The organism is Achromobacter sp. FW305-C-28, assembly GCF_058783235.1.
In genome coordinates, this window is sequence record NZ_JBYSYL010000005.1 from 130393 (window position 1) to 156446 (window position 26054).

A 26054-nucleotide genomic window follows, 5' to 3' on the forward strand; every position below is an offset into this window, starting at 1 on the left:
GGCATCACGGTTGCAGTGATGCCTGTACTGGGTACAATTCACGATCACTTCTTTTGTTCGAGGGTCTCTTCCCATGCGCCATTGATGCGGCCGTTGTCATGACGGCAAATCTCCACTGCCCCCAACCGCGGGGGAGCTCTTTGCATCTTTGGAAACCCCCTACGCATGGCGAATTTTCATCTCGCCCTGGAAGGCGTTTCATACGCTTTGCCGGATGGCATTTCTCTTTTTTCCGACCTGAACGACACCTTCGACCTGCGCCATACCGGCCTGGTCGGGCGCAATGGCGTGGGCAAGTCCGTCCTGGCCCGCATCCTGGCGGGGCAGGTGACACCGTCACAAGGACGCCGCGTGGCGGCCGGCAGCGTGCACTACCTGGCCCAACAGGTCGACGCCGTGGCGGACGATGCCACCGTGGCCGACCTGGCGGGCGTGCACCGCGTGCTTGCCGCGCTGCGGCGCATCGAGGCCGGCAGCGCGGCGCCCGAAGACTACGATGCGGTCGGTGATCGCTGGGACGTCGCGCGGCAACTGCGGCGGGCGCTGGAACAGCACGGCCTGGCGCATCTGGCTGCGCAGACGCCGGCCCATCTGCTGAGCGGCGGCGAGCGCCTGAAGGCCGCGCTGGCCTGCGTGCTGTATGCCGACCCGGCACCGCAGCTATTGCTGCTGGATGAACCCAGCAACCATCTGGACCTGCCGTCGCTGCAAGCGCTGGAGAAGATGCTGTTGCGCTATCCGGGCGCCATGCTGGTCGCTTCGCATGACACGGCGTTCCTGGATAATCTGGCCCTGACGGACCAATTGGTGGCGACGGCCGACGGATGGCGGTTGCTGGGCGTGGGGCGGGGCCACGACTGGAAACAATCGCAACAATAATTTTCGGCTCTCGGCCGCGTGCCATCACGGCCACGAAGGAGCGAACCCCGGTGTGGGCCGCAGACGCATTGGCGTGTCGGGCCTGGACGGCGGCTATGCACCCTGCCGCTGCCCCGGTGGCAGGCGCCGGATCTTGTTTCAGCAGGCAGGCGAGCTATTGCGATCCGACCTCGAATCAGTAGTATGCCGGCTCCATTCAGCTTTCTTTCAAGGACCGAACCATGATGCCATCGCGCCCGCGCCTTGCCCTGTCCGCCCTGGCGCTTACGCTTGCCCTGTCCGGCTGCGTGAACCTGCCGAACTCCAACGGCGAAGGCACCATGGACGATCCGCGCTATGGGCAGCTGCTGGACCTGATCAACGAGGCGCTCAAGGACGACATGGCCGTGGTACTGGTGGCCGACCTGATGCCGCACGCCTCCCTGAAAGACGCCATGACCATGACCCAGTGGACGGGCAACACGGTCTGGATGTTCGAGAAAGACCCGCGAATCACGTTCGGCCGCAAGTTCCAGAACAACTCGCTGAAACGGGACAAGGCGGAAACCTATCTGTTCAGGTCGTTCGAGGTGCACATCCTGCCGCCCGGCAAGTACCTGCTGACCGGCGGCGACGACTACAAGCTCAATGCTCTGCTGGACCAGGTGGGCGCCCCGCGTGGCGCGGTCGGTTCGGGCCGTGGCGCCAACGGCACGGCTTATTTGTCGCCCGAGCTGTACCGCGAGTTCTACAAAGAGACCAACTGGCATGAAGGGTCCACGGGGTCTCAACTGAAGACACGCACGGTCTGCACCGCCGTGCACCGCGGTTCGGGCGCGTGCGTGGCCTGGGGCGAAGAGCAATACACCGAAACCACGCCGGGCGTGCAGGCGGGGTACTACGAGGACACGGCGTACCGGGACATTCCCGCCATCAAGGTGCAAGCGCGCATTCCGCCCAAGCAGGCCCTGGCCAGCTTCACGCTCAAGGGCGGCCAACTGGTGCTGAGCCAGCGCATGCACATGAAGACGCCCAGCTACCAGTACACGCAGTCGGGCTGCCGCGCGGTCGATCCCAAGATGATCGAGTGCCCACTGGAAAACCTGACCGTCTACACCTGGCCGGCGCCGATGGACTTTGCGCAAAAGCTCTTTTCTCAGCGCACCAACATCAGTGACCCGCAGCGCGAGATGCTGTCCCGGATGATTCCCATGCAGATCACGCCGCTGGGCAAGCAGGGCATGCAGGATCCGGTGTGGGGCGTGCCGCTGTCGCGCAAGTAGATGAGCGCGTCCGTGCATACCGAGAACGCGCCGCTTGACGAGGAAGACAAGCGGCTGCTGCGATTGGCCGGCCGCTTCAAGGGGCTGGCGGCAGGGATGAATGTCCTGATGCTCGGACTGCTGTTCGCGCTGGTCATCGCCTGCGTCATGGGTCTGCTCGACAGCGGCATCCGCCGACAGGCAGGCGAGGTGCTGGCGGGCATGCTGATGGCGACCCTCGCGCTGCTGGTGTCCTGTGCGCGTTACCTGCTGCGGCTGCCGCGGTCCTGGCGGCGCGTCAAGCTGGCGTTGCGGGGGCACGTGACCAAGCAGATTGTGTCGGGGGTGGTGACTTCATTCGGCGTTGCCGAGCGCCCAGGCGTCAGCTACGGTTTCGGCGCCGAACGCGTGGACGTCGCCGTGCCGCGATGGAACGATGTCGTGGCCGACACGGGCCGCGGCGCCCGGCCCGCCTTCGCGGCCGGGTTGATCGGCGTGCCGGTGCGCCTGCATCTGCTGACGTTGCTGCCGGAACGCCCGCCGCTGCTGTTGCGGGCGGAGTATCCGTGCAGCGCGGCGGCCACCCTCGCCATCGAGGCCGTGAGCGACGCCGACCGCCAGGAAGTGCGGCAGGAAGAGCTGTTGCTGCGCAAGCTGTTCAACTGGGCCGCCCTGGCCATGCTGGGCGCGAGCGTGTTCGTCGGTCCCCTGATCCTGGCCGTGCCTGTTCTTTTTATCTTGGGGCTGATTCTGGGGATGCCCAGCCCCCGGCTCAAGCGGGCCGTCTACAAGCATGGCGTGCGCGGCGTCGTCGAGGAGAGCCTGGTCTACCGCCTGCGGCATGGCACGTCCACGCCGCTCATCGTGCACAACTACCGGATTGGTGGCGTGCTGTACGAGACTTCGTACGGCGGCGACCCGGTGCCGCCCGGGCAGCGCGTGGCGTTCGAATTCCTGGACATGGGCAAGGCCGGCCTGCATCCGTTGTTTTTTCGGGTGGAAGACGAAGCGGGGCCGGCCATCAACCAAACGTAAACGCATACGCCGACACTCCCGGGGCCAGGAATTCAATGGCGAATGTGTGGTCGGCCGACGCGTCCTGCTGGCGGACCAGCTGGTACAGGCGCTGCTCGGTCACGGTGCCGGTGCCGTCGGCGGCGACATCCATGCCGTGGTCGTTGCCGGGCGGCTTGCCGTCGATGGTGATCTTGAAGCGTACCGGCTTGCCGTCGGCGTCGGGGCCCAGCACCAGGTGCAGGTCGCGGGCGTGGAAGCGGTAGACGAGGCGGCCGCTGCCTTGGGCCAGCGTCGAGCGTTCGGCGCCGATGCGCCAGGCGCCGTCGAGCGCCCAGTGGTTCAGGGCCAGCTCGGCCGGCGCGGTGTAGGCGACCGGCGTGTCGGCGACGAACTTGTCGCGGGTTGCGAAACCTTCGGCGCGGTCGTAGCCCAGGTAGGTTTCCGGTGAACGGACCTCGGCCGAATCGGCCGACGCCTGGATGCCTTGCGCCTGCACGGTCGCCAGGCCCGCATCCACGTTGGAGGCGCCGGCTTCGCGCAGCAGCTGCTGGATCACGCGTTCGGATTGGTCGTATTCGCCTTCACCGAAGTGGTGATAGCGGATGCGCCCTTGCGCGTCGATGAAGTAGTGCGCCGGCCAGTATTGGTTGCCGAAGGCCTTCCAGATGGCGTAGTTGTTGTCGATGGCGACGGGGTAGGTCACGCCCAGCTGCCTGGTAGCGCGCGTGACGTTGCCGATGTCGCGTTCGAAGGCGAATTCGGGGGCGTGCACGCCGATGACCACCAGGCCCTGGTCGCGGTACTTCTGCGCCCAGGCTTCGACGTAGGGCAGCGCGCGCAGGCAGTTGATGCACGAGTATGTCCAGAAGTCGACCAGCACGACCTTGCCGCGCAGTTGCTCGGCCGACAAGGGCGGCGAGTTCAACCACTGCACCGCGCCTTCCAGCGGCGGCAGGGTGCCTTCGACGGGCAGCGTATCGCCGGTGCTTGCCGTGGTGCGGGGCGCAGCCGAATCGGGGGCGGCGCCCAGGCGGCCGATCAGGGCCTGTTCGAGATTGCCCGTGGACGCGGTTGACAGCTGCGTCAGCACGCCGGTGTCCCAGCCCAGTGCAATGGCCGCGGCGCCGGCCAGCATCAATACGCCCAGGCCGCGCCGGATCCATTCACCCGCGCCCAGCGAACGCTTCATGGCGGCGAAGACTCTGCCGCCCAGCAAGAGCGCGCAGGCCAGCGACGTGGCGGCACCCAGCGCGTAGGCCAAGAGCAGCAAGCTTGTGCTGAGGCTGGCGCCTTGCAGGGCGGCGCCGGTCAGCACCAGCCCCAGGATCGGCCCGGCGCAGGGCGCCCACAGCAGGCCGGTGGCGATGCCCAGCAGGAACGAGGTCCTGGGGTGGGGTTCGGTCTCGTTGCCCGCCGCGCTGGTCAGGCGGTTGCCGGCATTGACCAGGGGATGCGTCAGCCGTTCGGCCAGGCGCGGAAACAGCAGCGTCAGCCCGAAGATGACGACCAGCGCCAGGGCCAGCCAGCGGCCATATTGGTTGGCGGCCACGACCCAGCCACCGCCCACGGCCGCCAGCGAGGCCACCAGGGCGAAGGTGACGGCCATGCCCGCCAGCAGCGGCAGCCCGCTGCGCACGAAGGATTGGCCGGCGCGCGAGAAAACGAAGGGCAGTACGGGAAGGATGCAGGGGCTGAGGATGGTCAGCACGCCGCCCAGGTAGGCAAGGAGAAACAGCAGCATGGTCGGTCCGGCTTGTGATCGAAGGTTATGGCTTGCGGGACGCCGGCATCCATCAGGATGCCGCCGCGTTTGCCACAGCATAAGATCGCAGCCGTACCGGGACTTTCACGCAAATCTAAAATTTTCGTGAAGATTGCGGCGGCTCGCCGCCTGCCGGACGGGGGTCTGGATTACGGCTGCGCGACGATGCGCACGTGTACCGGCGCGCCGCGCGAGACCGAGCCATAGATGGGGCAGATGCGCAGGTATTCGCCGACCAGCGCGTCGGCCCGGGCCTGGCTCACGCCCGTCAGGGTGAAGGTCAGGTCGATGCCCGCATAGTGTCCCGGTTCGGCGCCCTCGGTTTCCGAGGCGCCGGTGACCGTCACGCCCGCCAGGGGCCAGCCTTGTTCCTTGGCATGCGACTCGATCACGGCGTGCGCGCAGGTGGCCAGCGCCGCCAGCAGCAGTTCGCCGGCCAGCCAGGCCTGGCCAGGTCCGCCGCGCGAGGCGGTGGCGTCGGCGACCAGGTGCTGGTCGCGCGCGGAAAGCAGATAGCGGCCGGCCTGGCCGATGGTGGTGCTGGATACGTGAGGCATGGCGTGGCCTTGGGAGCAAGAAGCGGGAGGGGTCAGGCGGCGGGACGCGGCAGGCGCAGGTGGTCGCGCAGCGTTTCACCTTCGTAGTCGGTGCGGAACAAGCCGCGGCGCTGCAGTTCGGGCACGGCCAGCCCTACGAAGTCTTCGAGACTGCCGGGCACGTAGGGTGCCTGGACCATGAAGCCGTCGCAGGCGTCGGCGCGGAACCATTGCTCCATGCGGTCGACGACCGTGGCGGCATCGCCGATGAAGTCGCGCAGGGTGCCCACGCCATAGCGGTGACCCAGCTGCGACAGGCTCAGACCCTGCTTGCGCGTGAGTTCAGCGACTTCCTTGTAGTGGCCCTGAACGCCGGGGACTTCCATGTCGGGCAGGATCTCGTCTTGCGGAAATTGCGACAGGTCGATGTCCAGGTGGTACGACAGCGTCGACAGGCCGGCTTGCGGCGTGGACAGTTGATTGAGCAGGTCGTCGGTGGCTTGCGCTGCGGCGGCGGTCGCGCCCACGATCGGCACGATGCCCGGCAGGATCTTCAGATGGCCGGGGTCGCGTCCGTGCGACACGGCACGCGCCTTCATCTCTTGGTAGAACGCCTGCGCGGATTCCAGCGATGAATGGTTGACGAAGATCACGTCGGCCCATTTGGCGGCGAAGTCGCGGCCGCGGCCCGATGCGCCGGCCTGGATGAAAACCGGCCGGCCTTGCGGCGGGCGGCTGACGTTGAGCGGGCCCTGCACGCGGAAATAGGCGCCTTCGTGGTGGATCGCGCGCACCTTGGCCGGGTCGGCAAACAGCGGCGCCGCCTTGTCGCGCACCACCGCGCCATCCTGCCAGCTGTCCCACAGCTGGCAGGCGATGTCGACGAATTCGTCGGCGCGGTCATAGCGTTCTTCGCGCGACAGCTGTTCGCTGCGGCCGAAGTTGGCGGCTTCGGCCTGCTGGAACGACGTGACGATATTCCAGGCGGCGCGACCCGCGCTCAGGTGGTCCAGCGTGGCCAGGGATCGCGCCACGGCAAAGGGTTCGAAGTACGAGGTGGAAATGGTGCTGGCCAGGCCGAGCCGTTCCGTGGCCGCAGCCACGGTCGCCAGCACGATCTGCGGTTCCAGCCGCAAGGCGCCCAGCGCGCCGTAGCGCAGCTGGCTGTCCAGGCTGTCTTCAAAACGCTGCGGCACCGCCAGGATGTCGGCCAGGAACAGCAGGTCGAACTTGCCGGCTTCCAGCAGGCGGCCCAGCTTGGCGTAGTAGCGCGGCGAAAGAATGTCGGTGTCGGCATCGGGATGACGCCAGCCCCCATGGTTGCCCGACACGGGGCCGGCCTGCACGAAGGCGGCCAGGTGCATCTGGCCTTGGGATTGATAGTGGGACATGGGGCGGCGTGTGCGCGTAGAGACAGGAAGAGGAACTGCGCTGAAAATTATAGGGATGAAAAACATGTCTTCCGGCTATTAGCGAATAACGCAGCAGTCTTTGCGTCGGCGTGCGCCAGGCGCGACACTGGCGCCTTTCGCGTTGCAAGCGCAGCGCCGTGTTTTCTTTGCCTGGTTGCCCCTTCATGTTCAAATCTTTGCGCCGTGCGCTTGCCGCCAGCCTGGTTCTGTGCGCGGCTAGCGCCCACGCCGACAGCATCAAGCTGGGCACCATTCTTTCCACCACCGGACCCGCCGCCTTCCTGGGCGAAGACATGAAAGATGGCATGCAGATCGCCATCGACGAGATCAACGCGGCAGGCGGCATCAACGGCAAGAAGATCGACTGGGTCTTCTACGACGCCGAAAGCCAGACCGCCAAGGCCCTGGCCGCGACGCGCCGCCTGCTGTCGCAGGACAAGGTCGACATCCTGGTGGGCGGCGGCAACATGAGCGGCATCGCGCAGGCCATGGTGCCGCTGGCTCAGCAGGCGCGCACGCCGTTCATTTCCACCGAAGGCGCCGCCACCATCGCCAGCCCCGCCAAGGAGCGCGAGTGGGTCTTCAAGAGCACGGTGGACGACAGCCAGGTGTTCGCGCGCCTGGCCGACTACTTCAAGAAGAACGGCATCACCCGCATTACCCTGCTGCACGACACCAGCGGCTTCGGCCAGGCCGCCGCCGACGCGTTGCGCGCCTTTGCCCCGGGCCATGACCTGCAAGTGAGCTACGAGGCGTTCGCGCCGTCGGACACCGACCTGACGCCGCAGCTCACGCGCATTCGCGCCAGCGACACGCAGGCCATTTTGTGCTGGACGGTGACGCCGGCCGGTGTCATCTTTATGCGCCAGGCCAAGCAACTGGGCCTGGCCGACCGCAAATTGATACACAGCTACGGCTTCGTGTCGCAGCGCTACATGGAACTGGCGGGCGCCGATGCCGACAACGTCCTGCTGGTGTCGGTGAAATTCCCCGTGGGCGCCGACCTGCCGGACGACGATCCGCTCAAGGCCCGCATCGCGGCGTTGACGGAAAAATTCCAGGCCAGGTTCAAGCGTGCGCCGAACCAGTTCGTGGCGCAGACCTACGACGCCATCAACCTGGCCGCGCGCGCATTGGCGCAAGGGCCGGAAAAATCCAAGGTACGCGGCGCCCTGGAAGCCACGCAGCAATACCCCGGCGTGGGCGGTGTGTTCAATTTCTCGGCCGACAGCCATTCGGGTCTGGCCAAGAGCGACATCGTGCTGATCAACTGGAAAGACGGGCGCTTTCACCTGGCCGACTACCGCTGACGCCATGCCCGACGCGCAATTGATCCAGCTGCTGCTGGCAGGGCTGGGCACAGGGGGCATCTACGCGCTGGTCGCGGTGGGCTTCAACATCATCTTCAAAAGCACCGGCGCGCTGAATTTCGCCCAGGGCGAATGGGTGATGATGGGCGGCCTGTTCGCCGCCGTAGCTGCTGCTGACCTGCCGGTGTGGCAGGCCTGCCTGTTGGCCACTGCCGCGGTTTCCCTGGTGGGCTGGCTGTCTGACCGCATCGTGATCCGGCCGCTGCGCAACCCGACGCCGCTGACCCTGACTTTGGTATCGGTGGGGCTGGCCATCGCCAGCAAGAGCCTGGTGATGCTGACCCTGGGCAAGAACCCGCAGGGCTACCCGGGCCTTTCCGGCGACCGCAAGCTGGATGTGCTGGGCGCGCATGTGGAGGCGCAGACCGTGTGGATCCTGGCGATCACGCTGGTGCTGATGCTGCTGACCCATCTCTTCTTCGCGCATACCCGCTACGGTACGGCCCTGCGCGCGGCCTGCGCCAACCCCGACGCCGCTGCCCTGGTCGGCATCAGCCATCGTGGCGCCATCGCGGCATCGTTCGCGCTGGCCGCGCTGTATGGCGGACTGGCCGGCGCCATCATCACGCCGATGACATTGATGTCTTACGACAGTGGCGCCATGCTGGGCTTCAAGGCTTTCAGCGCAGCCATGCTGGGCGGGCTGGGCAATCTGTACGGCGCGCTGCTGGGCGGTTTGCTGCTGGGCGTGCTGGAAACCACGATCGGTGGTTACCTGACCACACAGTTCAAGGATGGCGCGGCCTTCCTGGTGCTGCTTCTGATTCTGACCGTGCGCCCGCAGGGGCTGTTGGGGCGTCCCGATGTCGTCAAGGTCTGATGCGCGCTTGGACGCGCGGGCGGCGGGCGCCAGCCTGCGCGTGCTGGGGCTGACCTGGCTGGCGCTGGCTGTCTGGCCGTGGCTGGCGCCCAATGACTATCTGGTCAGCCTGGGCGGCAGCTTCTTCATCAACCTGCTGCTGGTGCTGAGCCTGAACCTGCTGGTGGGCTATGCCGGCCAGATTTCGCTGGCGCACGCGGGCTTCTTCGGCCTGGGCGCCTATGCCAGCGGTATCCTGGCGACCCAGTTGGGCTGGAGTCCATGGGCCGGCCTGCTGGCGGCGCCGCTGCTGTGCGCCGCCGTCGCCGGGGTCGTTGGGGTGCCCACCTTGCGGCTGCGCGGCCATTACCTGGCCATGGCAACCCTGGGCTTGAACGCCATCCTGTCGGTGCTGTTCGTGGGGCTGGTCGGCCTGACCGGCGGGCCCAACGGCCTGATCGGCGTGCCGTCTTTTGCAGTGGGGTCGCTGGACCTGGGCGCGCCGGCGGCATTCTTCTTCCTGGCCTGGACGGTGGCCGGCCTGGCGATGCTGGGATTGCGCAACCTGGCGCAGGCCCGAGCCGGGCGGGGCCTGCGGGCGCTGGCTGCCAGCGATATCGCGGCAGCCTGCATGGGCGTGCCGGTGCTGCGCTACAAGCTGACCGTGTTTGCGCTGAGCGCGGCGCTGGCCGGCGTGGCGGGGTCGCTCTACGTGCACCAGAACAACTACGCGTCGCCCGAGACGTTTTCATTCTTCAATTCGGTGCTGCTGCTGGTCATGGCCGCCATCGGCGGGTTGGGCCGGTACTGGGGCGGATTTCTGGGCGCCTTGCTTTACACCGCGCTGCCCGAGCTGATGCGCAGCATCCACGATGCCGAACTGCTGGTGTTCGGCGTGGCCATGATCCTGGTGGTGGGCTATCTGCCAGCCGGCCTGGCGGGTGCGCTGGAAGGCTTGCGCAAGCGGCGCGGGGACGCGCCATGACGGCCCTGTTGCAAGCGCAGGGCATCAGCCTGGCATTCGGCGGATTGCAGGCGCTGGACGACGTGGCCTTGACGGTCCAGCCTGGCGAGATCCATTCGGTGATCGGCCCCAACGGCGCCGGCAAGTCCACGCTGTTCAACGTCCTGACCGGCGTGGCGCGGGCCGATGCCGGCACCATCACCTTGAATGGCGAGCGCATCGATCCGCTGCCTTCACATCTGCGCGTGACGCGCGGCATGGCGCGAACCTTCCAGAACCTGCAGATATTTCCCGAACTGACCGTGCTGGAAAACGTGCTGGTCGGGCGTCATGCCCGCACGCGCAGCGGCTTCCTGCAGGGGATATTGGGCACGCCGGCGGTGCGGCGCGAACGCGAGGCCGATATCGACATCGGCATGGCCAACCTGGCCCGCATGGGACTGGCGCCGCGCGCCGGGCAGCGTGCGGGCAGCCTGAGCTATGGCGATGCCAAGCTGATGGAGATTGCGCGGGCAATGGCGTCAGAGCCGCTGCTGCTCTTGCTGGACGAACCCATGGCGGGTCTGCCGGCTGACGCCGTGGCTCGCGTCGTCGAAGCGATTCGGGGCTTGAATCAGGCTGGCGTGGCGGTGCTGCTGGTCGAGCACAACGTGCGCGTGGTCATGGCCCTGTCACACCGGGTGGTGGTGCTGAACAACGGCCGCCGCATCAGCGAAGGCGCGCCAGCGCAGGTACGCCAGGACCCCGCCGTGATCGAAGCCTATCTGGGGGTGCCGGCCGATGCCGCTTGAAGTGCGTGGCCTGACGGCCGACATCGGCGCCGTGCGCATCCTGCACGGGTTGGACCTGGACGTGGCGAGCGGCTCGGCCGTGGCCCTGATCGGGAGCAACGGCGCCGGCAAGTCGACCCTGATGCGCGCCATCGCCGGCTTGCTGCGGCCCGTGGGCGGATCCCTCCTGTATGACGGTACGGACCTGGCGCGGTTGCGCGCCGACAGGATCGTGCGGGTGGGCCTGGCGTTGGTGCCCGAGGGTCGGCAGATCTTCGCGCCGCTGACCGTGCGGGAAAACCTGCTGATGGGCGGCTATGCCCGGCGCGACGGTGCGCGTGAACTGGAGCGCGTGCTGGCGGTGTTTCCCAAGTTGGCAAGCCGTTTGCGGCAACTGGGCGGCACGCTGTCCGGGGGCGAACAGCAGATGCTGGCGATCGGCCGCGCGTTGATGAGTTCGCCGCGCCTGTTGCTGCTGGACGAGCCGTCGCTGGGACTTGCGCCCAAAGTGGTCGCGGAAATCTTCGAGGTCATCGGGCAACTGGTGGCGGCGGGCACGTCGGTACTGCTGGCCGAGCAGAACGCCGCCATGGCGCTGCGGGTGGCGCAGACCGGCTATGTGCTGCGCGAAGGCCGCATCGTGCTGGCCGGCAGCGCCCGCGCGCTGGCCGACGACCCTTCGGTGCAGCAGGCCTACCTGGGCCTCTGATTCCGGCCGCTCAGCCGCAGCGCTGCGGCACCTTGCGCAAGCTTTCCGTGTAGCCCAGTTCGGTGACCTTGGCGGCCAGCGCCGCGTAGGTCTCGTCGCTCAGGCACGGCACGCGCGCCATGATCCACACATAGTCGCGCTTGGAGCGGCCGATGATGGTGGTCTGGTAGGCATCGTCCAGGTAGGCAATGACGTATTCCGCCTGGATCGGCCAGATGAACTGCATGCCCCACACCGCGTTGCCGGTATCCGGCCGGACGGTGGCCACGGGGTGCATCGTGCTGACGTCGGCCGCTAAGCTGCCTTTGCGGTAGCGAAAGTCGGTCTGGATGCGGCCGTCGGGCAAGCGGCGGTAGCTTTCCATGGCGTCGTAGGCGTGGCGTTCGGGCCAGCTGGGGATATGGGCGATGACGTACCAATCGCCCATGAAGCGGTCCAGGTCCACGTGGCTGACCGGCGGCATGGGCGGCGGCGCGGCGCAGCCGGTCAGGATGGCTGCCAGGGCGGCGGACAAGGCGCGCATCATGGTCGTCTCCTCAAGGGCGTGTGAACCGGTAGTGACCCACGCCCCATTGCTGGCCGGCCTCGTAGCCGAACAGCTCGGCGCAGGACATCCAGAACATGCGCCAGCGCTGGTGCCACAGGTCGGCCAGGCGCGGGCCGTAGGCCTGGCTCAGCACGGCGCGGGCGGTGGCGGCCTGGGCATCCTGGTTGGCCAGCCAATGGTTGGCCGTGCGTTCATAGTGGGTGCCGTCCACGAACCATTTTTCTTCCAGTTGCAGGTCGCGCTGGAAGTGCAGTAGCGTGTCGGCGGCGGGCATGATGCCGCCGGTGAAGAAATGCCGGCCCATCCAGTTGTCGGCGCCTTCGGTCTCGAACGGGTACGCGCGTTCGCGGTGGGCAAAGATGTGCACGAACAGTTTGCCGCCGGGCCGCAGCCATTGTCCGATGCGGGCCATCAGGTCCTGGTAGTTGCGCATGTGCTCGAACATTTCCACCGACACGCAACGGTCGTAGGCATTGGCGGGCAGCGCCAGCACGTTGACGTCGCAAGTGATGACGCGCACGTGCTGCCAGCCGCGTTCGCGGCAGCGCGCTTCGATGTGCTGGCGCTGGGTGGCCGAGTTCGACACGGCGGTGATACGGGCGTTGGGGTAGTGCTCGGCCATCCACAGCGTCAGCGAGCCCCAGCCGCAGCCCAGTTCCAGGATGTCCTGGCCATCGGCGATTTCGGCGCGTTCGCCGTACAGGCGCAGCATGGCGGCTTCGGCCTCATCCAGCGTTTCGGCGCCGGTGGGGTAGTAGCAGCCGGAATATTTCATGCGGGCGCCCAGGCACAGCTGGAAGAAGGCGGTGGGCAGCTCGTAGTGCTGGGCGTTGGCGGCATCGGTGTGGATGGCGACGGGGCTCGTGCGCAGGCGTGCGATCAGTTGCTGGTCACGCGCGGTCCAGGCGTCGATGCCGCCGGCATATTCGGCGGCCAGGCGCTGGGCGCACAGGCGGCGGATGCCCAGGCGCAGCAGCGCATCGGGCACCAGGCCGCGTTCGGCCAGGCCCAGCAGGCCGGGAGCGGGGCGGTCGGCGGCGAGCAGGGCGTCTTGCAAGGTGGCGGTCGTCATGGCGAGCCTCGTCAGGATTTGGGAAACCACGGGAAGAAGGCCGAAGTGCGGCGCTGGTAGTCGCGGTAGTCGTCGCCGCGCGTGCGCAGGGCCTGCTGTTCGGTGAAGGGGATGCCGCTGATCCAGCGCAGGAACACGAACATCAGCACCGGGCCCAGCCACGCCAAGCCGGCCAGGGGCGAGCCCCAGGCCAACGCCACGTAGCCGAACCAATGGCACCATTCAAAGAAATAGTTAGGGTGGCGCGAATAGCGCCACAGGCCGGCGCGGCAGGTTTGGCCGCGATGCGCGGGGTCGTCGCGAAAGCGGTCCAGCTGCCGGTCGGCGATGACTTCGCCGGTCAGCGCGGCCAGCCAGATCGCCATGCCCAGGGCCACCGCGCCGCCCTGCGCCGGGCTGACGCCCACCGCCAGGAATGGCAGGCAGAACAGCATCACCAGACCCGCCTGGAACATGAACAGGCCGAAGAATTTTCCCTGGTGACCGTGCCAGCGTTCGCGCAGGGCGCGATAGCGTCCGTCTTCTTCCTGCCGCACGCGGCGCCACAGATGCGACGCCAGGCGCAGCGACCAGGCACCTGCCATGACGGCCAGGCCCGCGCGGGGCAAGGCGGCGCCCGTGCCGGTGGCGGCGATGAGCACGGCGCTGGCGCCCATGCCCAGCGCCCAGACCACGTCGACGATGCCGGCGTTGGCATGGCGACGCTGCCAGCGCCAGGCCAGTGCCATCGCGACGATCATGCCGGCGGCAATCACCAGCCATTGGTGCCAGGGAGTCATGGGGCCTCCTTGGTCCAGCGCCAGGCGCGGGTGGTCAGCGCGGGCAGGATCAGGCCCCAGCCCAGCGCCAGTGCGGCCGTGGCGCGCCAGGCGGGCGCGTCGAACTGCACGGCCTGCCAGCCGCGCGCCGCGCCCCAGTAGGCCAGGGGCCCGCCGAGGGCGCCGAACGCGCAGGCCAGCCAGGGGCGCGGGCGCAGGTAGGCCAGGGAATGGTTCAAGGTCAGGGCGAAGGCGGCCCACAGCGCCAGGATCCACAGCGGCGCAGGCCAGTCGCTGGCGGCATAGACCGACCAGCCCAGCGCCGACAGGCTGCCGTCCAGCAGGCAGCCGCACAGCAGCGCGGCCAGCGCCAGCTTCACGTCGGCCTGCCAGGTGCGCGACCAGACCAGCTGTGCCGCGACGAACAGCAGCGCCGCCACCACGCCCGGCCAGGCCAGGCCGCGGCCGGCGCCGATGACGGCGCTGAACCAGACCGCCTGGTAGCCGAGCAGGTTGGCCCAGAAGCGCATCACGCGTCCCCTTGAACCCAGCGTTCACCGGCGCTGCGCGCGGCAGGATGCGTCAGCAGCAGGTGCGAGACGCCGATGGAACGCTCGCGAAAGCCGCCTTCGCAATAGGCCAGGTAGAACTCCCACAGGCGGCAAAAGCGTGCGTCAAAGCCCTGCGCCCGCACTTCGGGCAGGTGCGCCAGGAAGCGTTCGCGCCAGGCCTGCAGGGTCAGGGCATAGGAATGGCCGAAGTCTTCCAGGTGCACCAGCGCCAGGTCGCAGGCGCGGGTCTTGGCGCGCAGCATGGCGTCGATGGACGGAATGAAGCTGCCCGGGAAGATGTGGCGCTTGATGAAATCCACCGAGCCCAGCGCCTGCTGGTAACGATGGTCTTCGATGGTGATGGCCTGGATCAGCGCGCGGCCCCGCGGCGCCAGCAGGCTGGCGACCTTGCCGAAATAGGTTTCCAGATACTGCGCGCCGATGGCTTCGATCATCTCGATGGACACGACCTTGTCGTACTGGCCTTGCAGGTCGCGATAGTCTTGCAGCACCACGTCGACGCGGTCCTGCAGGCCGGCGGCGCGCACGCGGGCGGTGGCCAGGTCGTGCTGCTCGCGCGAGATGGTGGCGGTGGTGACGTGGCAGCCATGGTGGCGCGCGGCATGGATGGCAAAGCCGCCCCAGCCGCTGCCGATTTCCACCACGCGGTCGCCGGCCTGCAAGTCGAGCTTGCGGCAGATGATGTCCAGCTTGCGCTGCGAGGCCTCTTCCAGCGTATCGTCGGCGTCGGTCCACAGCGCCGACGAATACATCAGGTCGGGCGACAGGAACAGCGAGAAGAAGTCGTTGCCCAGGTCGTAGTGCGCGGCGATGTTGCGGCGGCTGCCTTCCGGGGTATTGCGGTTGGCGGCGTGCCAGCGCTTGAGCGCCCAGCCGGCCAGCCGCGCCAGGCCCGATTCCATGCCGTCCAGCGTGTCGCGGTTGCGCACCAGCAGGCGCACCAGGCCGACCAGGTCATCGCACGTCCACATGCCGTCGCCAAACGCTTCACCGGCGCCCACGCTGCCTTGCGTGGCCACCAGCCGGTAGAAGGCCATGTCGCGGATGGTCAGGCGCACCACGGCCGAGCCCTGGCCCAGCGTGGCGCCGCCCAGGCTGTCTTCGATGGCCAGGCGGCCGCCGGCCAGTTGCTCGAGGCTGGCGAACAGGCGTTTGCGCAGCAGGCGGTCCAGCGCGCCGACCGGGCGGCTTGCCGCGACCGCGGCGTGTTCGGATGGCGTCATGGCTTTCATTGCGGTTCTCCGTTGGGCGTGCGGGGATGGTCGTGGATGGGGTTGCGCTTGAGCCACAGGCGCAGCGCCTGCCAATGGATGCCGCCGATCACCTGCAGCGTCATCAGCGGAAAGCGCCACAGCAGCCGCGCCAGCGCCGCGCCGTCCAGCTCGCGGCGTTGCAATGCCAGGTGGGCGTCGAACTGCACCTGGTCGTGGCGGCTGACGCGCATGTGCACGCGCAGGTCGTCGCCGGGGGGGCTGAAGCGCCAGTCGTAGGCGCAATCCATCGGCATGAAGGGCGACACATGGAAGCGCTTATCGAATTGCCAGGCCAGCGACAGGCCGTGGCGTTCGGCGGTGGCCGCCGGCAGCACGATGCAGTGGCGCTGCTTCCAGGGGGTATTGGTGATGTCGGCGACGATGGCGGCGAGTGTCACGCCGTCCGCCTCGAAGCAATAGTAGAAACTGACCGGGTTAAAGACGTAGCCGGCGTAGCGCGGGTGCGCCAGCAACCGGATCGGGCCGGGGGGCGCTTCGGCCAGCGCGGCGCGCAGGCGGGCGCGCACGGCTTGCGCCAGCGGCTGGCCCGCAGCGCCATCCAGGTAATCGCTGCGCCGCCACTCGGCCAGGTTGGGCCGGCGGGCCGACCACAGCCAGCGGTTCTTGAATACCTGGTCGATCTCGTCCAGGTCCAGGTACAGCTGCGCCATGCGGTAGCTGAAACCGTGCGCATGCGGCACGTGGCGCTGGTGCGTCACGCGGCCTTCATAGACGGCGCTGTGGTAGTTCATGCGGCCGCCAGGGTCAGGGGCGCGGCGCGCGACTGGATGCCGCGCACGACATCGAGCGCGCTGGCCACGCCGTCTTCATGGAAGCCCCAGCCCCAGTAGGCGCCGGCGTACCAGCAGCGGTGCGGGCCGGATATCTCGTCGCGGCGCGTCTGCGCGGCCACCGATTCCAGGGTGTAGACGGGATGGTGATACCGCATGCGGGCCAGCACGTGCGCGGGGTCGATGGCCTCGCTGCGGTTGAGCGTCACGATGAACGGCAGGCGCGACGACAGGCCCTGCAGCAGGTTCATGCAGTAGCTGACCGAGCAGGGCGCCGACGGGTCGGCCGGCACATAGGCGTTCCAGGCGGCCCAGGCCTTGCGGCGGCGCGGCAGCAGGCGGGCATCCGTGTGCAGCACGACGTCGTTGTGTTGATAGGGGATGGCGCCCAGCACCTGGCGTTCGGCCGGCGTCGGGTCCGCCAGCAGCTTCAGGGCCTGGTCGCTGTGGCAGGCGAAGATCACTTCGTCGTAGTGCGGTTGGCCATCGCAGGACGTCACCACCACGCCGCCGGCCTGGCGCGTCACCGCATGCACCGGGCAGTTCAGGCGCACCTGCACATTCCAGCGGTCGCGCAGCGCGTGGATATACCGGCTGGAACCGCCTTGCACCACGCGCCATTCGGGCCGCTGGCTGACCTGCAGCATCTGGTGGTTGGCCATGAACTGCACCAGGTATCGCGCCGGAAAGTCCAGGATGCGTGCCGCGGGCGCCGACCACAGCGCCGACGCCATCGGGATCAGGTGGTCGTTGCAAAAGGCGTTGCCGTAGCGGTTCTGTTCCAGGTAGTCGCCCAGCGTGGGGCCGGGGGCCTGGCTGGCCAGCAGTGCCGGCGCTTCGCGATAAAAGCGCATCAGGTCGCGCACCATGCCCAGAAAGCGCGGCGACAGCAGATTGCGGCGTTGGCAGAACAGCGTGTCCAGCGTGGTCGCGTTGTATTCGAGGCCGCCGTCGGCCTTGTGCACCGAGAAACTCATGGTGGTGGGCTGCGAGGCCACGCCCAGCTCGTCCAGCAGGGCCGTGAAGTGCGGATAGTTCATCGGGTTATGCACGATGAAGCCGCTGTCCACCGCGAAGGTCTTGCCGTCCTGTTCGACCGTGTGGGTATGCGTGTGGCCGCCCAGGTAGTCGTTGGCCTCGTACAAGGTCACTTCGTGGTCGCGGCCCAGCTTCCAGGCGCAGACCAACCCCGAGATGCCCGAACCGATGATGGCGATGCGCATGATTATTCCTTGGCGCGCGCCAGCACCCAGGCCGGCACGGCTTTCAGGTCCCAGATCAGGCCGGCGGCCGCCAAGAGGCGCAGCCCGTACCAGGTGATGTCGATTTCGCGGGCGCGGAATCCCTGGCGGGCCGAGCCGGGATAGAAGTGGTGGTTGTTGTGCCAGCCTTCGCCGAAGGTCAGCAGCGCCAGCCAGGCGTTGTTGCGGCTGTCGTCGGCCGTGTCGTAGCGGCGCTTGCCGTAGCGGTGCGCCAGTGAATTGATGGTGACCGTGGCGTGAAACAGCGCCACCGTCGAGATGGCGAACCCCCACACCAGCATCTGCGGCCCGGTGGTGCCCAGACCGGGCGCCACGTGTTCGAGCAGTGCGCCCAGGCCGTAGCACAGCAGCGCCAGGGCGATGGGCACGGCGGCGTCGAAACGGTCCAGCCAGCGCAGTTCGGGATAGCGGCGCAGGTCCGGCACGCGGGCCAGGTCGGTGGCGAAGGCGCGGGGCGTCAGAAACCAACCCATGTGGCTCCACCAGAAGCCGTGGCGGGCCGGCGAATGCAGGTCCTGCTCGTCATCGGCATGGCGGTGGTGGTGGCGGTGGTGCGCCGCCCACCATAGCGGCCCGCGCTGGGCGCACGAGGCGCCCAGGATGGCAAACACCAGCTGCATGCCGCGTGACGTGCGAAACGTGCGGTGCGAGAAGTAGCGATGGTAGAAGCCGGTCAGGGCGAACATGCGCACCGCGTACAGCGCCACGGCGACGGCCAGGGCCACCGGCGACACGCCGGTCCACAGCGCGCCCAGGCATCCCAGGTGCAGCAGCGCGAAGGGCAGGGCCCGCGCCCAGTCGATGCGGTCGGGGTTGCCCGCGGGCACGCCCTGGGCCTGGGTGTCTACCCAGCGGCGTATCGAAGCGGTCCAGCCAGTGAATTCGGGGCGCATCATCGTGTCCTGTTCAAGCCTTGCCGGGATATACGGGCGGGGCGGCGCAGCGGATGCATTGGGGTAAACCCTGGCCTGGCATGCGCTAGTCACAACGGCCCGTCAGCGGCGTGGCCGACGCGGCGTCCAGGTCCTGTCTGGTGGGCGGGGGCAGGATGGCCTCCGGCGGAAACTCGATGCGCACGGTCTGCGTGCCGCCATTGCCATCGCGCAGGTTGCTCACGCCTTCGAAGCGACGCAGGCGGCGGCTGTCGCGGTCGTAGGTGACGCGCAGGGGCGGCGCGGCAAAGCCATACCAGGCGTCCAGCCGCAGGCGGAAGGTGCGTTCCCGGGCGTCGGGCAGATCGCGCGCCTGGACTTCCAGCGGCACCCAGGCCAGCCGGCTGGGCAGCAGGAACTGCAAGGGGGCGGCGGGCGCTTCCCAATGCGTGCGCAGCCAGGCGTCGAAGCCGGCGTCGATCACCGGGTCTGCCGCGGCCGGCAGCTTCTGGCTTTGCATGACTGCGCCGGCACGGGCTTGCACGTAGACGTAGCGCTCGCCGTTGCGCAGGCTGGCGCCTTCGCGGTAGCCCTCGCGCTGGTCGAACAGCGCAAAATCGGGGGCCGGGTCATCCAGGGCGCCGCGTACCCACTTGCGTGCGAAGGCCGCGCCGTCGGGGCAGCGGTACAGCACCAGCCGTTCTTGTTGGGCGTTGTCGCGCACCACCCAGTGTTCTTCGCGATAGCGTTCGGCACCGCCGTGCGGCGCGTAGGCGATGCCGACGTAATGTTCGTTCTGCGCCTGGGCGGCCCACGGCGCCGCAAGCAGTAGCAGCACAAGCAGCAAACGCATGGTCATTCCCCTTGCGCCGCGCAGGGCGCGGCCACGAATGCGCTGACGTCGTCCAGGACCGGCGCGCGCCAGCGCAGCGGCCGCGACAAGGCCCCGACCAACAGCTTGTGGCTCAGGTCGGGGTATTCGACGAGGCGGGCGCAGGCTCCGGCCGCGCGCAGCGCGAGCGCCAGGCTGACGCTGTTGCGCTGCGGGTCGACCGTGCTGTCGGCGGCGCCGGCCAGCAGCAGGCCCGGCGGCGCGGCGGCGCTGACGTGATGGATCGGTTGCGAGTCGGGCGGCGTATCGGGAAACAGGAACACCGGCCGCACGTCGCGCGCGACGATGGGCAGGAAGTCATAGGGGCCGGCCAGGCCGATCCAGCCGGCCAGGGTGGCGGGCGCGGTGCCGGCACCGTGCAGCCAGCGCGCATCCAGCGCCAGCATGGCGGCGATGTAGCCGCCCGCGCTGTGGCCGGCCACGAAGACCCGCCCGGGGTCGCCGCCATAGGCGCCGATGTGCTGCTGGGTCCAGGCCACCACTTGCGCGGCGTCCTCCAGAAAAGCGGGATAGCGGGCTTCGGGGTACAGGCGGTAGTCGGCGATCACGGCGACGATGCCGCGCGACGCCAGGGCGTCGCCCGCGAAGCGATAGTCGGCCCGTTCGCCGCTGCGCCAGCTGCCGCCGTAGAAGAACACCACCACGGGGGCGTGAGCGGCATTGGGCGGCGCGTAGATATCCAGGCGCTGGCGTGGCAGCGTGCCATAGGCCAGCCCCTGCGTGGCCTGGCTGGCGCCGTCGGGAATGGCGCCGTTCAGCAGCGTCAGGGGCGAGCAGGCGGCCAGCAGGCCCAGCGCCAGGCCGGCGACCAGCAGGATTTCCAAGAGGCCACGCGGGCCGGGGCCGATCCAGGAAGACATGGGGTGCTCCGCAACGGGGACACCCCTCTATACGGGCCGCGGCCCGTACTGGATGCAGCCTAGATCTTCAGCACGTCGCCGCTCATGATGACCGGGCCGGTGGGCTTGCCGGTGGGCGAGCCGCCCGGCGGTTCCAGCGTGATGGCCAGTTGCTGTACGCCGGCCAGGCCCTGCGCGCGCCGCAGCGCGGTCAGGCCTTCGGGTGACACCAGGCCGACCGACTGCGGCGCCTGGCCGGGCGGAATGGCCCAGAGTTCCAGGGCCTTGTCGCCCGCACGCGTCGCCAGGTTCTGCAATGCATGAATGTGCAGGCCGCCGGCTTCGTCGGCGCGCACCACCAGCATGGCCTGCGCTTCGGGACTTTGCAGCACGGCCATGAGTTGCGCCCGCGCGGCGCGGTCGACCTGCATGGGGTAGAAGACCACGCCGGCCACCAGCAGGGCCGCCAGCGCGCCGCTGGCCACGCGCCAGAACGCCAGGCCTTGCCACCACGGCCCGGCGCCGGGGCGCAGGCGCGCTTGGATCGCACGCCAGACGCGGCCGGGCGGCGTCTTGGCCGGCAGCGACCAGAGCAGGGGATAGATGTCGTTTTCCCACTCGCGCACCTGGCGGCGCAGGTTGGCGTCGGCCGCCATCAGCCCTTCGAAACGACGGCGGGCGCCGCCGCGCATGGCGCCAGCGACATAGTCGGCCGCCAGGCGGGCGCGCAACTGCGGATCGCGGTAGTTCATGACAGGCACCTCTTGAGCCGTTCCATGCCGCGGCGCACCCAGCTCTTGATCGTGCCCAGCGGCGTCTGCATGCGCTGGGCGATTTCGCTGTGGCTCAGGTCATCGAAGAAGGACAGCGCGATGGCGGCGCGTTGCTGCCCTTCGAGTTGTTTCAGGCAGTCGGCCAGCCGGCGGGCGTCCTGGTCCGTTTGCAGCCGTTCGAACGGGCCGGGGGCGTCGTCCGCCCACGCCAGCGTCAATTCGCCGTCGGCGTCCGGGCGCTCCAGGTCCGGCCTGCGCAGCAGGTCGATACAGCGGTTGCGCACGATGCGGGTCATCCAGGTCATGACTTGGCTCTGTTCCGAAGAATAGCGGGCGGCATTGCGCCAGATATTGATGAAGCTGTCCTGGAGGACCTCTTCCGCCCAGTCGCTTCGTCGCAATATACGTACGGCAAGCGCAAACAGATGCGGGGACGTTTGGCGATAGAGTTCGGCCAGCGCGGATTCCTGGCCGCGCGCGCAATCCTGTATCAGAGCCTGCAGACGAAGCGGATCAGCCATGGCGGATATCCGGGGTCGGAGAGGTGCAGCCGCGTGAGGCGACGGGAAGAGGCATTAACCACGGCTGGGGAAAGGCTGTGGCCCCCAAATAATACAGGCAAGCGCCGGGCGGGCTGGCACGGGCAAAGGCCGGGTTTGTACGGGTTACTTCGGTGGCGGTTCAGTGGCGAAAGCGTCGCCAGCCAGGAACTTCGTCGCCCGCACGGGAGTCGGATGCCAGGCGATCAGGTGGCTTGCGCCAAACGGAAAGCGATGCGCCGCATCGCGGTGTGCGCGGCCGGGGTCGATCGCCCGTAAAGGACCTGAATATGCGGCTATCCGCGGCAGTCATCGCATTTTTCCTGGCATCGCCTGTTTCCGCGTGGGCGGACGAGGCTTTCGCCAACTCGGCGCTCGTGACGAGCGACGCCGCGGCCAACAAGACGCCGCTGGACATCGATGCCGCGGCCAGCGCGACGCAGGTGGCGGACGATATCGGTTTTCCGGAAGGCACCGTGCTGGTGCAGGACACGCTGTACTTCGTCGATTACCAGGCTTCGACCGTCAACCGGCTGACGCCTTCTGGTCAGGCCGTCGTTGCTCGCTTGCCGGGTTGCGGCGCCAACGGCCTGGCCGTGCTGAACGACACGTTGCTGGTGGCTTGCTACGACAGCGGCGCCGTGCAGCAGATATCGATGAATGGCGTACGTCAGCGGGCGTATGACCGCGGGTCGAAGGGAGAACCGTTCCTGCACCCCAATGATCTGGTCACCGACACGCGGGGCGGCATGTATTTCACCGCGTCGGGCGATGACTCGTGGCTGGGCAAGGTGTTCTATCTGGCGCCGCAGGCCACCGCGCCCGTGGCCGTGGCCGACAACATCCGCAATGCCAATGGCATCGCCTTGTCGCCCAACGGCAACCTCTTGTACGTTGGCGAAAGCACCACCGACAGCATCCTGCGATACGAGGTGCATCGGGATGGCACGCTGGTCGCGCGCACCCCGTTCGCGGACCTGGACGCGCTGGCGCCCAGCGGGCAAGCCTTCCGCCATACGCCGGACGGCATTCGCAGCGATGCTGACGGCCATCTATTCGTGGCGTTGTATAACGGCGGCGGATTGTGGGTGCTGGATGAGCAGGGTGGACTCCAGGCCACGGTGGCGCTGCCGGGCGAGCACCACTCGAACCTGGCGCTGTCGCGGGATCGGAAATCGTTGTACGCGACGGCCTTGTCGGGGGCGTCCGGCCAGATTTTCAAGCTGCCCAATCCCTTGCCGCCAAGTCGGCCCTGAGGGTAAAGATTGTCAGATCCCGTCTGAACATTTCGATGCAGGAAGACGTGGGCCGTGATGGGGCGTGATTTGGAAAATCAGCCCGTCAGGGTGGCCTTGATTTGCAACAAAATAATAATCAGAAACTTCCAATTCTTTCAATACTGCGCCCCTCGCATACTCAGGAGGTACTACCGCGCCGCCGCCGTCGGCCGCCGCGGTCAATCACTCTCTTGAGCGAGTTTTGACGTTTATCCAGTGCACGCCTTGCATTTGATTCGACCTCGTTTGATCGACGAGTGTCATCAATTCGCGAGGTGTTTTCATGGTTGTATCCCCCCTACAGCAATACACCGGCCGACTCTGTCGGCCGGCATCGCCGACCCCGGGCAGGCATGGCCCGATACGCGGTCTGGCCCTGGCCGTCGCGGTCGCCAGCCTGTTTCCGGCCTACCCGTCGTCCGCGCTGGCCGCCAGCCTGAACGGAGCGGATCAATCGGCGACGGTTGACGGCAATACGGCCCTGGAAAACTGGGGCGTGAGCAATGGCGCCAGCTTGTGGGTCACCGATGGCGGCGCCATCGGCAGTGTCATCGCCAGCTATGGGGCGGTTCTACGCATGGATCATGGCGCCACGGCGACGACCAACTTCGGTTCCGCGGTGACGCTGAGGGGGGGCAGCGCCGTGATCCAGGGCGCCACGTTGGAGACGAGCGCGAATGATGGGGATGGGCTGACGCTGACGGACGGGCTGCCCGGCGTGGCAGCCACCGCCACGGTGGTCAACAGCAGCATTTCGGGAAAGCGCTCCGCGGTCTATATCGAGCGCAAGCATCGCGCGGAGATTTCCGGCAGCACCCTCAAGGGCACCGATGAGGGCATCCATGTCGATAAAGGCGGGCAAGTTACGGTAAGCGATACGGACATCGATGGCCGGCTGATGGGGATCAACGTAGGCAGCGCGGCACCTGACGGCACGAAATCCCTTGCGACGGCGTCCCGCGTTCACATCAAGTCCACCAACTGGGGGATCGCCGCGCGATGGCGCGGCGAGGTTGACATCAGCGATTCGACGGTCGACGTCCTGGCCCCCCAAGGCAGGGGGATCGTGGCGGCTATCGGTGGCACGGTCCAGGCCCGCGATGTGGATATCGTCATGCGCGGTACCAGTGCTGTGGGCCTGGATGTCACGCAGGATGCCTCCGTCGTCAATCTTCAGGGTGGCAGTATTGACGCGCCGGGTGCGGGATCGAAAGGCGCCAACGTTTCGGACAACGCCGTGCTGTCTCTCGACGGCACCCGCATGCGGATCAACGGCACCGGCGTGCTGACCGCGCTGAACGGCGCCACCCATCTCAACAATGTCGAACTCACCACGCTGGGAAGCGGCACCGGCGCGGAGGTCAAGGATGGCGCCACGCTCTCGATCGCCGCGAGCCGGGTCCAGGCGTCGGGGCAGGGCATCATGGTGACCGGAACGACCCGGGGACGTGTCAATGCCATCACCATCACCGACAGCCAGCTGAGCGCGGGTGGCTCGGCGTTCATGGCGGTGGACGCCAACCGCGCGGTCATCACGTTGACGAACAGCGACGTCACCAGCGCCGCCGGATCGTTCTTCACCACGGGAGGGAACAGTGGTTCCAGCGTGCTCAATGCCAGCCATTCGCGCATGCAAGGCAGTATCCAGGTGGCGCAAGGGTACGTGGCCGATTTCAATCTGACCGATGGTTCGCAGTGGCAAGGCACGGGTACGGGCATCAATCACCTGTCTCTTGCAAGCGGTAGCCAATGGCACATGCAAAGCTCGTCTGATGTGCAATCCCTGAACAATTCGGGCACGGTGGCGTTCGCGCCCGGCGCGTTCAACACACTCACGGTGCGCGGCGACCTGACGGGTAGCGGGCTGTTCGAGATGAACACCGATCTGGCGGCAGGACGCTCGGACCTGCTGACGGTAGGCGGCTCCGCGACGGGCTCGCATCAGATCCTGGTTCACAACGCCGGCGGCGAGCCGTCGGCGGGTAATCAGCATCAAGAGATCGTGCGTACCGAGGGCGGCGACGCCCGCTTTTCACTGGCCAACCGTGGTCAGGTCGTAGACGCGGGCACCTATCGCTACCGGCTGCAGACCAGCGATACGGTGGGGGGCCGGAGCACCGATTGGAGCCTGGTCCATGTGGGCCAGGTGCCCACCGTGGTGCCGCTGCAACCTGGTCAAATCGTACCGGTGGTGTTGCAGCCGGGGGATGATCTGTCCACGGGCGCGAACGCCGCCGTCAACACGGGCGGCATCGGTTCGGCCCAGAGCATCTGGTACGCGGAGATGAATGCCCTGGTCAAAAGGTTGGGCGAACTGCGGCTGGGTAACGACCAGGGCGGCCCATGGGCGCGAGCCTATCGCCAGCGGCAGTTGATCAATAACCAAGGCGGCCGGGGGTTCAGACAGAACGTCGGCGGCACGGAACTGGGCGCCGACTCGCGGATAAGCACCTCCAATGGCCGCTGGTATCTGGGCGCCATGGCCGGCTACAGCCGCGCCGACCGCAAGTTCGCCGACGAAGGCAATGGCGGCACCGACAGCTATCACGTGGGCGGCTACGCGACCTATATCGCGAATAGCGGCTGGTACGTGGATACGGTGGCCAAGGTCAATCATATGAAGCACGACTTCAAGGTAGAGGCCACCGACGGCGCGATGATCAAGGGCAACTACAAGAACCAGGGCGTGGGCGTGTCCGTGGAAGCGGGCCGTCAAGTGGGCCTGGCCAATGGCTGGTTCATCGAACCGCAGGCCGAACTGGCGGTGTTTCGTGCCAACAGCGCGCGCTATCGCTTGAACAACGGCATGCGTGTCGCGGCCGAAGGGGGCAGTTCGGTGCTGTTGCGCATGGGGTCGCTGGTGGGCCGCCGCCTGGAAATGAGCAATGGCAACACCGTGCAGCCCTACGTGAAGATCGGCTGGTCGCAGGAATTCGATGGCAAGAGCGTGGTGCGCACCAATGGCATCGGCACGCGCACGGACGTGTCCGGCGGACGCGCCGAGCTTGGCGCCGGCGTGATTGCGGCGCTGGGCAAGGATCACCGGCTGTATGCGGACTACGAATACAAGAAAGGCAGCCGCTTTGAATCGCCCTGGGCGGTCAACGTGGGCTATCGCTATACCTGGTAGACGGCGTCAGCGGCTGCG

At 67.6% G+C, this 26054-nt stretch carries 25 protein-coding genes; 10 read left to right on the forward strand and 15 right to left on the reverse strand.

The window, feature by feature from the left end; all coding sequences use genetic code 11:
* Positions 1–165 precede the first annotated feature (165 nt).
* From AC3WMR_RS14825 to AC3WMR_RS14835, 3 genes are all read left to right on the forward strand, one after another.
* On the forward strand, positions 166–879 hold the full coding sequence (locus tag AC3WMR_RS14825; RefSeq protein WP_492264432.1) for an ATP-binding cassette domain-containing protein: 714 nt from the start codon (positions 166–168) through the stop codon (positions 877–879).
* A gap of 221 nt (positions 880–1100) precedes the next feature.
* Positions 1101–2141 carry a hypothetical protein gene (locus tag AC3WMR_RS14830; RefSeq protein WP_492264431.1) on the forward strand — a complete coding sequence of 347 codons (1041 nt, stop codon included), beginning with the start codon at positions 1101–1103 and terminating at the stop codon, positions 2139–2141.
* Positions 2142–2153: 12 nt separating this feature from the next.
* The gene (locus AC3WMR_RS14835; protein ID WP_492264430.1) at positions 2154–3155 is read left to right on the forward strand and encodes a hypothetical protein; all 1002 of its coding nucleotides are present in this window, start codon (positions 2154–2156) and stop codon (positions 3153–3155) included.
* Here AC3WMR_RS14835 and AC3WMR_RS14840 read toward each other — a convergent pair.
* The 3 genes from AC3WMR_RS14840 to AC3WMR_RS14850 form a co-directional block, all read right to left on the reverse strand.
* A complete protein-coding gene (locus AC3WMR_RS14840) occupies positions 3142–4878 on the reverse strand; it encodes a cytochrome c biogenesis protein DipZ (protein WP_492264429.1) in 1737 nt (578 codons plus the stop codon). The genes AC3WMR_RS14835 and AC3WMR_RS14840 overlap by 14 nt on opposite strands.
* 170 nt (positions 4879–5048) lie before the next feature.
* A complete protein-coding gene (locus AC3WMR_RS14845; RefSeq protein ID WP_492264428.1) occupies positions 5049–5456 on the reverse strand; it encodes an OsmC family protein in 408 nt (135 codons plus the stop codon).
* Positions 5457–5488: 32 nt separating this feature from the next.
* Complete coding sequence (locus AC3WMR_RS14850; protein ID WP_492264427.1) at positions 5489–6826, reverse strand: LLM class flavin-dependent oxidoreductase; 1338 nt, start codon at positions 6824–6826, stop codon at positions 5489–5491.
* A 185-nt stretch (positions 6827–7011) separates the two neighbouring features.
* On the opposite strand from AC3WMR_RS14850, the gene AC3WMR_RS14855 reads away from it, so the two are divergent.
* From AC3WMR_RS14855 to AC3WMR_RS14875, 5 genes are read left to right on the forward strand one after another with little or no spacing between them, the layout of a single operon-like run.
* Positions 7012–8157: an ABC transporter substrate-binding protein gene (locus AC3WMR_RS14855; protein WP_492264426.1), complete on the forward strand. Its 1146-nt coding sequence runs from the start codon at positions 7012–7014 to the stop codon at positions 8155–8157.
* Positions 8158–8161: 4 nt separating this feature from the next.
* Positions 8162–9037, forward strand: a complete 876-nt coding sequence (locus AC3WMR_RS14860) for a branched-chain amino acid ABC transporter permease (protein WP_492264425.1) — start codon at positions 8162–8164, stop codon at positions 9035–9037.
* Positions 9021–10001, forward strand: a complete 981-nt coding sequence (locus AC3WMR_RS14865; RefSeq protein ID WP_492264424.1) for a branched-chain amino acid ABC transporter permease — start codon at positions 9021–9023, stop codon at positions 9999–10001. The genes AC3WMR_RS14860 and AC3WMR_RS14865 overlap by 17 nt, the downstream gene beginning before the upstream one ends.
* Positions 9998–10771: an ABC transporter ATP-binding protein gene (locus AC3WMR_RS14870; RefSeq protein WP_492264423.1), complete on the forward strand. Its 774-nt coding sequence runs from the start codon at positions 9998–10000 to the stop codon at positions 10769–10771. Before AC3WMR_RS14865 ends, AC3WMR_RS14870 begins: the two co-directional genes overlap by 4 nt.
* Entirely contained in the window at positions 10761–11459 is a 699-nt protein-coding gene (locus AC3WMR_RS14875; protein WP_492264422.1) for an ABC transporter ATP-binding protein, read from the forward strand. The genes AC3WMR_RS14870 and AC3WMR_RS14875 overlap by 11 nt, the downstream gene beginning before the upstream one ends.
* 10 nt (positions 11460–11469) lie before the next feature.
* On the opposite strand, the gene AC3WMR_RS14880 is transcribed toward AC3WMR_RS14875, so the two are convergent.
* The 12 genes from AC3WMR_RS14880 to AC3WMR_RS14935 form a co-directional block, all read right to left on the reverse strand.
* Positions 11470–11982, reverse strand: a complete 513-nt coding sequence (locus AC3WMR_RS14880; RefSeq protein WP_492264513.1) for a lipocalin family protein — start codon at positions 11980–11982, stop codon at positions 11470–11472.
* A 13-nt stretch (positions 11983–11995) separates the two neighbouring features.
* Positions 11996–13078: an SAM-dependent methyltransferase gene (locus AC3WMR_RS14885; RefSeq protein WP_492264421.1), complete on the reverse strand. Its 1083-nt coding sequence runs from the start codon at positions 13076–13078 to the stop codon at positions 11996–11998.
* Between the two features lie 11 nt (positions 13079–13089).
* Positions 13090–13857 carry a DUF1295 domain-containing protein gene (locus tag AC3WMR_RS14890; protein ID WP_492264420.1) on the reverse strand — a complete coding sequence of 256 codons (768 nt, stop codon included), beginning with the start codon at positions 13855–13857 and terminating at the stop codon, positions 13090–13092.
* The gene (locus tag AC3WMR_RS14895) at positions 13854–14366 is read right to left on the reverse strand and encodes a DUF2878 domain-containing protein (protein ID WP_492264512.1); all 513 of its coding nucleotides are present in this window, start codon (positions 14364–14366) and stop codon (positions 13854–13856) included. The genes AC3WMR_RS14890 and AC3WMR_RS14895 overlap by 4 nt, the downstream gene beginning before the upstream one ends.
* On the reverse strand, positions 14366–15640 hold the full coding sequence (locus AC3WMR_RS14900) for a class I SAM-dependent methyltransferase (protein WP_492264419.1): 1275 nt from the start codon (positions 15638–15640) through the stop codon (positions 14366–14368). Before AC3WMR_RS14900 ends, AC3WMR_RS14895 begins: the two co-directional genes overlap by 1 nt.
* Positions 15637–16413, reverse strand: coding sequence for a DUF1365 domain-containing protein (locus tag AC3WMR_RS14905; RefSeq protein ID WP_492264418.1), 777 nt, complete (start codon positions 16411–16413; stop codon positions 15637–15639). Before AC3WMR_RS14905 ends, AC3WMR_RS14900 begins: the two co-directional genes overlap by 4 nt.
* A complete protein-coding gene (locus AC3WMR_RS14910; RefSeq protein ID WP_492264417.1) occupies positions 16410–17675 on the reverse strand; it encodes an NAD(P)/FAD-dependent oxidoreductase in 1266 nt (421 codons plus the stop codon). Before AC3WMR_RS14910 ends, AC3WMR_RS14905 begins: the two co-directional genes overlap by 4 nt.
* Before the next feature lie 2 nt (positions 17676–17677).
* The gene (locus tag AC3WMR_RS14915; RefSeq protein WP_492281573.1) at positions 17678–18607 is read right to left on the reverse strand and encodes an acyl-CoA desaturase; all 930 of its coding nucleotides are present in this window, start codon (positions 18605–18607) and stop codon (positions 17678–17680) included.
* Between the two features lie 85 nt (positions 18608–18692).
* Positions 18693–19439, reverse strand: a complete 747-nt coding sequence (locus AC3WMR_RS14920) for a hypothetical protein (protein ID WP_492264415.1) — start codon at positions 19437–19439, stop codon at positions 18693–18695.
* 2 nt (positions 19440–19441) lie between these two features.
* Positions 19442–20338 (reverse strand): alpha/beta hydrolase, encoded by an 897-nt coding sequence (locus AC3WMR_RS14925; protein ID WP_492264414.1) that lies wholly within the window; start codon positions 20336–20338, stop codon positions 19442–19444.
* 59 nt (positions 20339–20397) lie between these two features.
* On the reverse strand, positions 20398–21069 hold the full coding sequence (locus tag AC3WMR_RS14930; protein WP_492264413.1) for an anti-sigma factor: 672 nt from the start codon (positions 21067–21069) through the stop codon (positions 20398–20400).
* Positions 21066–21611: an RNA polymerase sigma factor gene (locus AC3WMR_RS14935; protein WP_025141280.1), complete on the reverse strand. Its 546-nt coding sequence runs from the start codon at positions 21609–21611 to the stop codon at positions 21066–21068. The genes AC3WMR_RS14930 and AC3WMR_RS14935 overlap by 4 nt, the downstream gene beginning before the upstream one ends.
* Before the next feature lie 308 nt (positions 21612–21919).
* On the opposite strand from AC3WMR_RS14935, the gene AC3WMR_RS14940 reads away from it, so the two are divergent.
* Both AC3WMR_RS14940 and AC3WMR_RS14945 read left to right on the forward strand, forming a co-directional pair.
* On the forward strand, positions 21920–22885 hold the full coding sequence (locus tag AC3WMR_RS14940; protein WP_492264412.1) for an SMP-30/gluconolactonase/LRE family protein: 966 nt from the start codon (positions 21920–21922) through the stop codon (positions 22883–22885).
* A 304-nt stretch (positions 22886–23189) separates the two neighbouring features.
* Positions 23190–26036 (forward strand): autotransporter outer membrane beta-barrel domain-containing protein, encoded by a 2847-nt coding sequence (locus AC3WMR_RS14945; protein WP_492264411.1) that lies wholly within the window; start codon positions 23190–23192, stop codon positions 26034–26036.
* Positions 26037–26054: the final 18 nt, after the last annotated feature.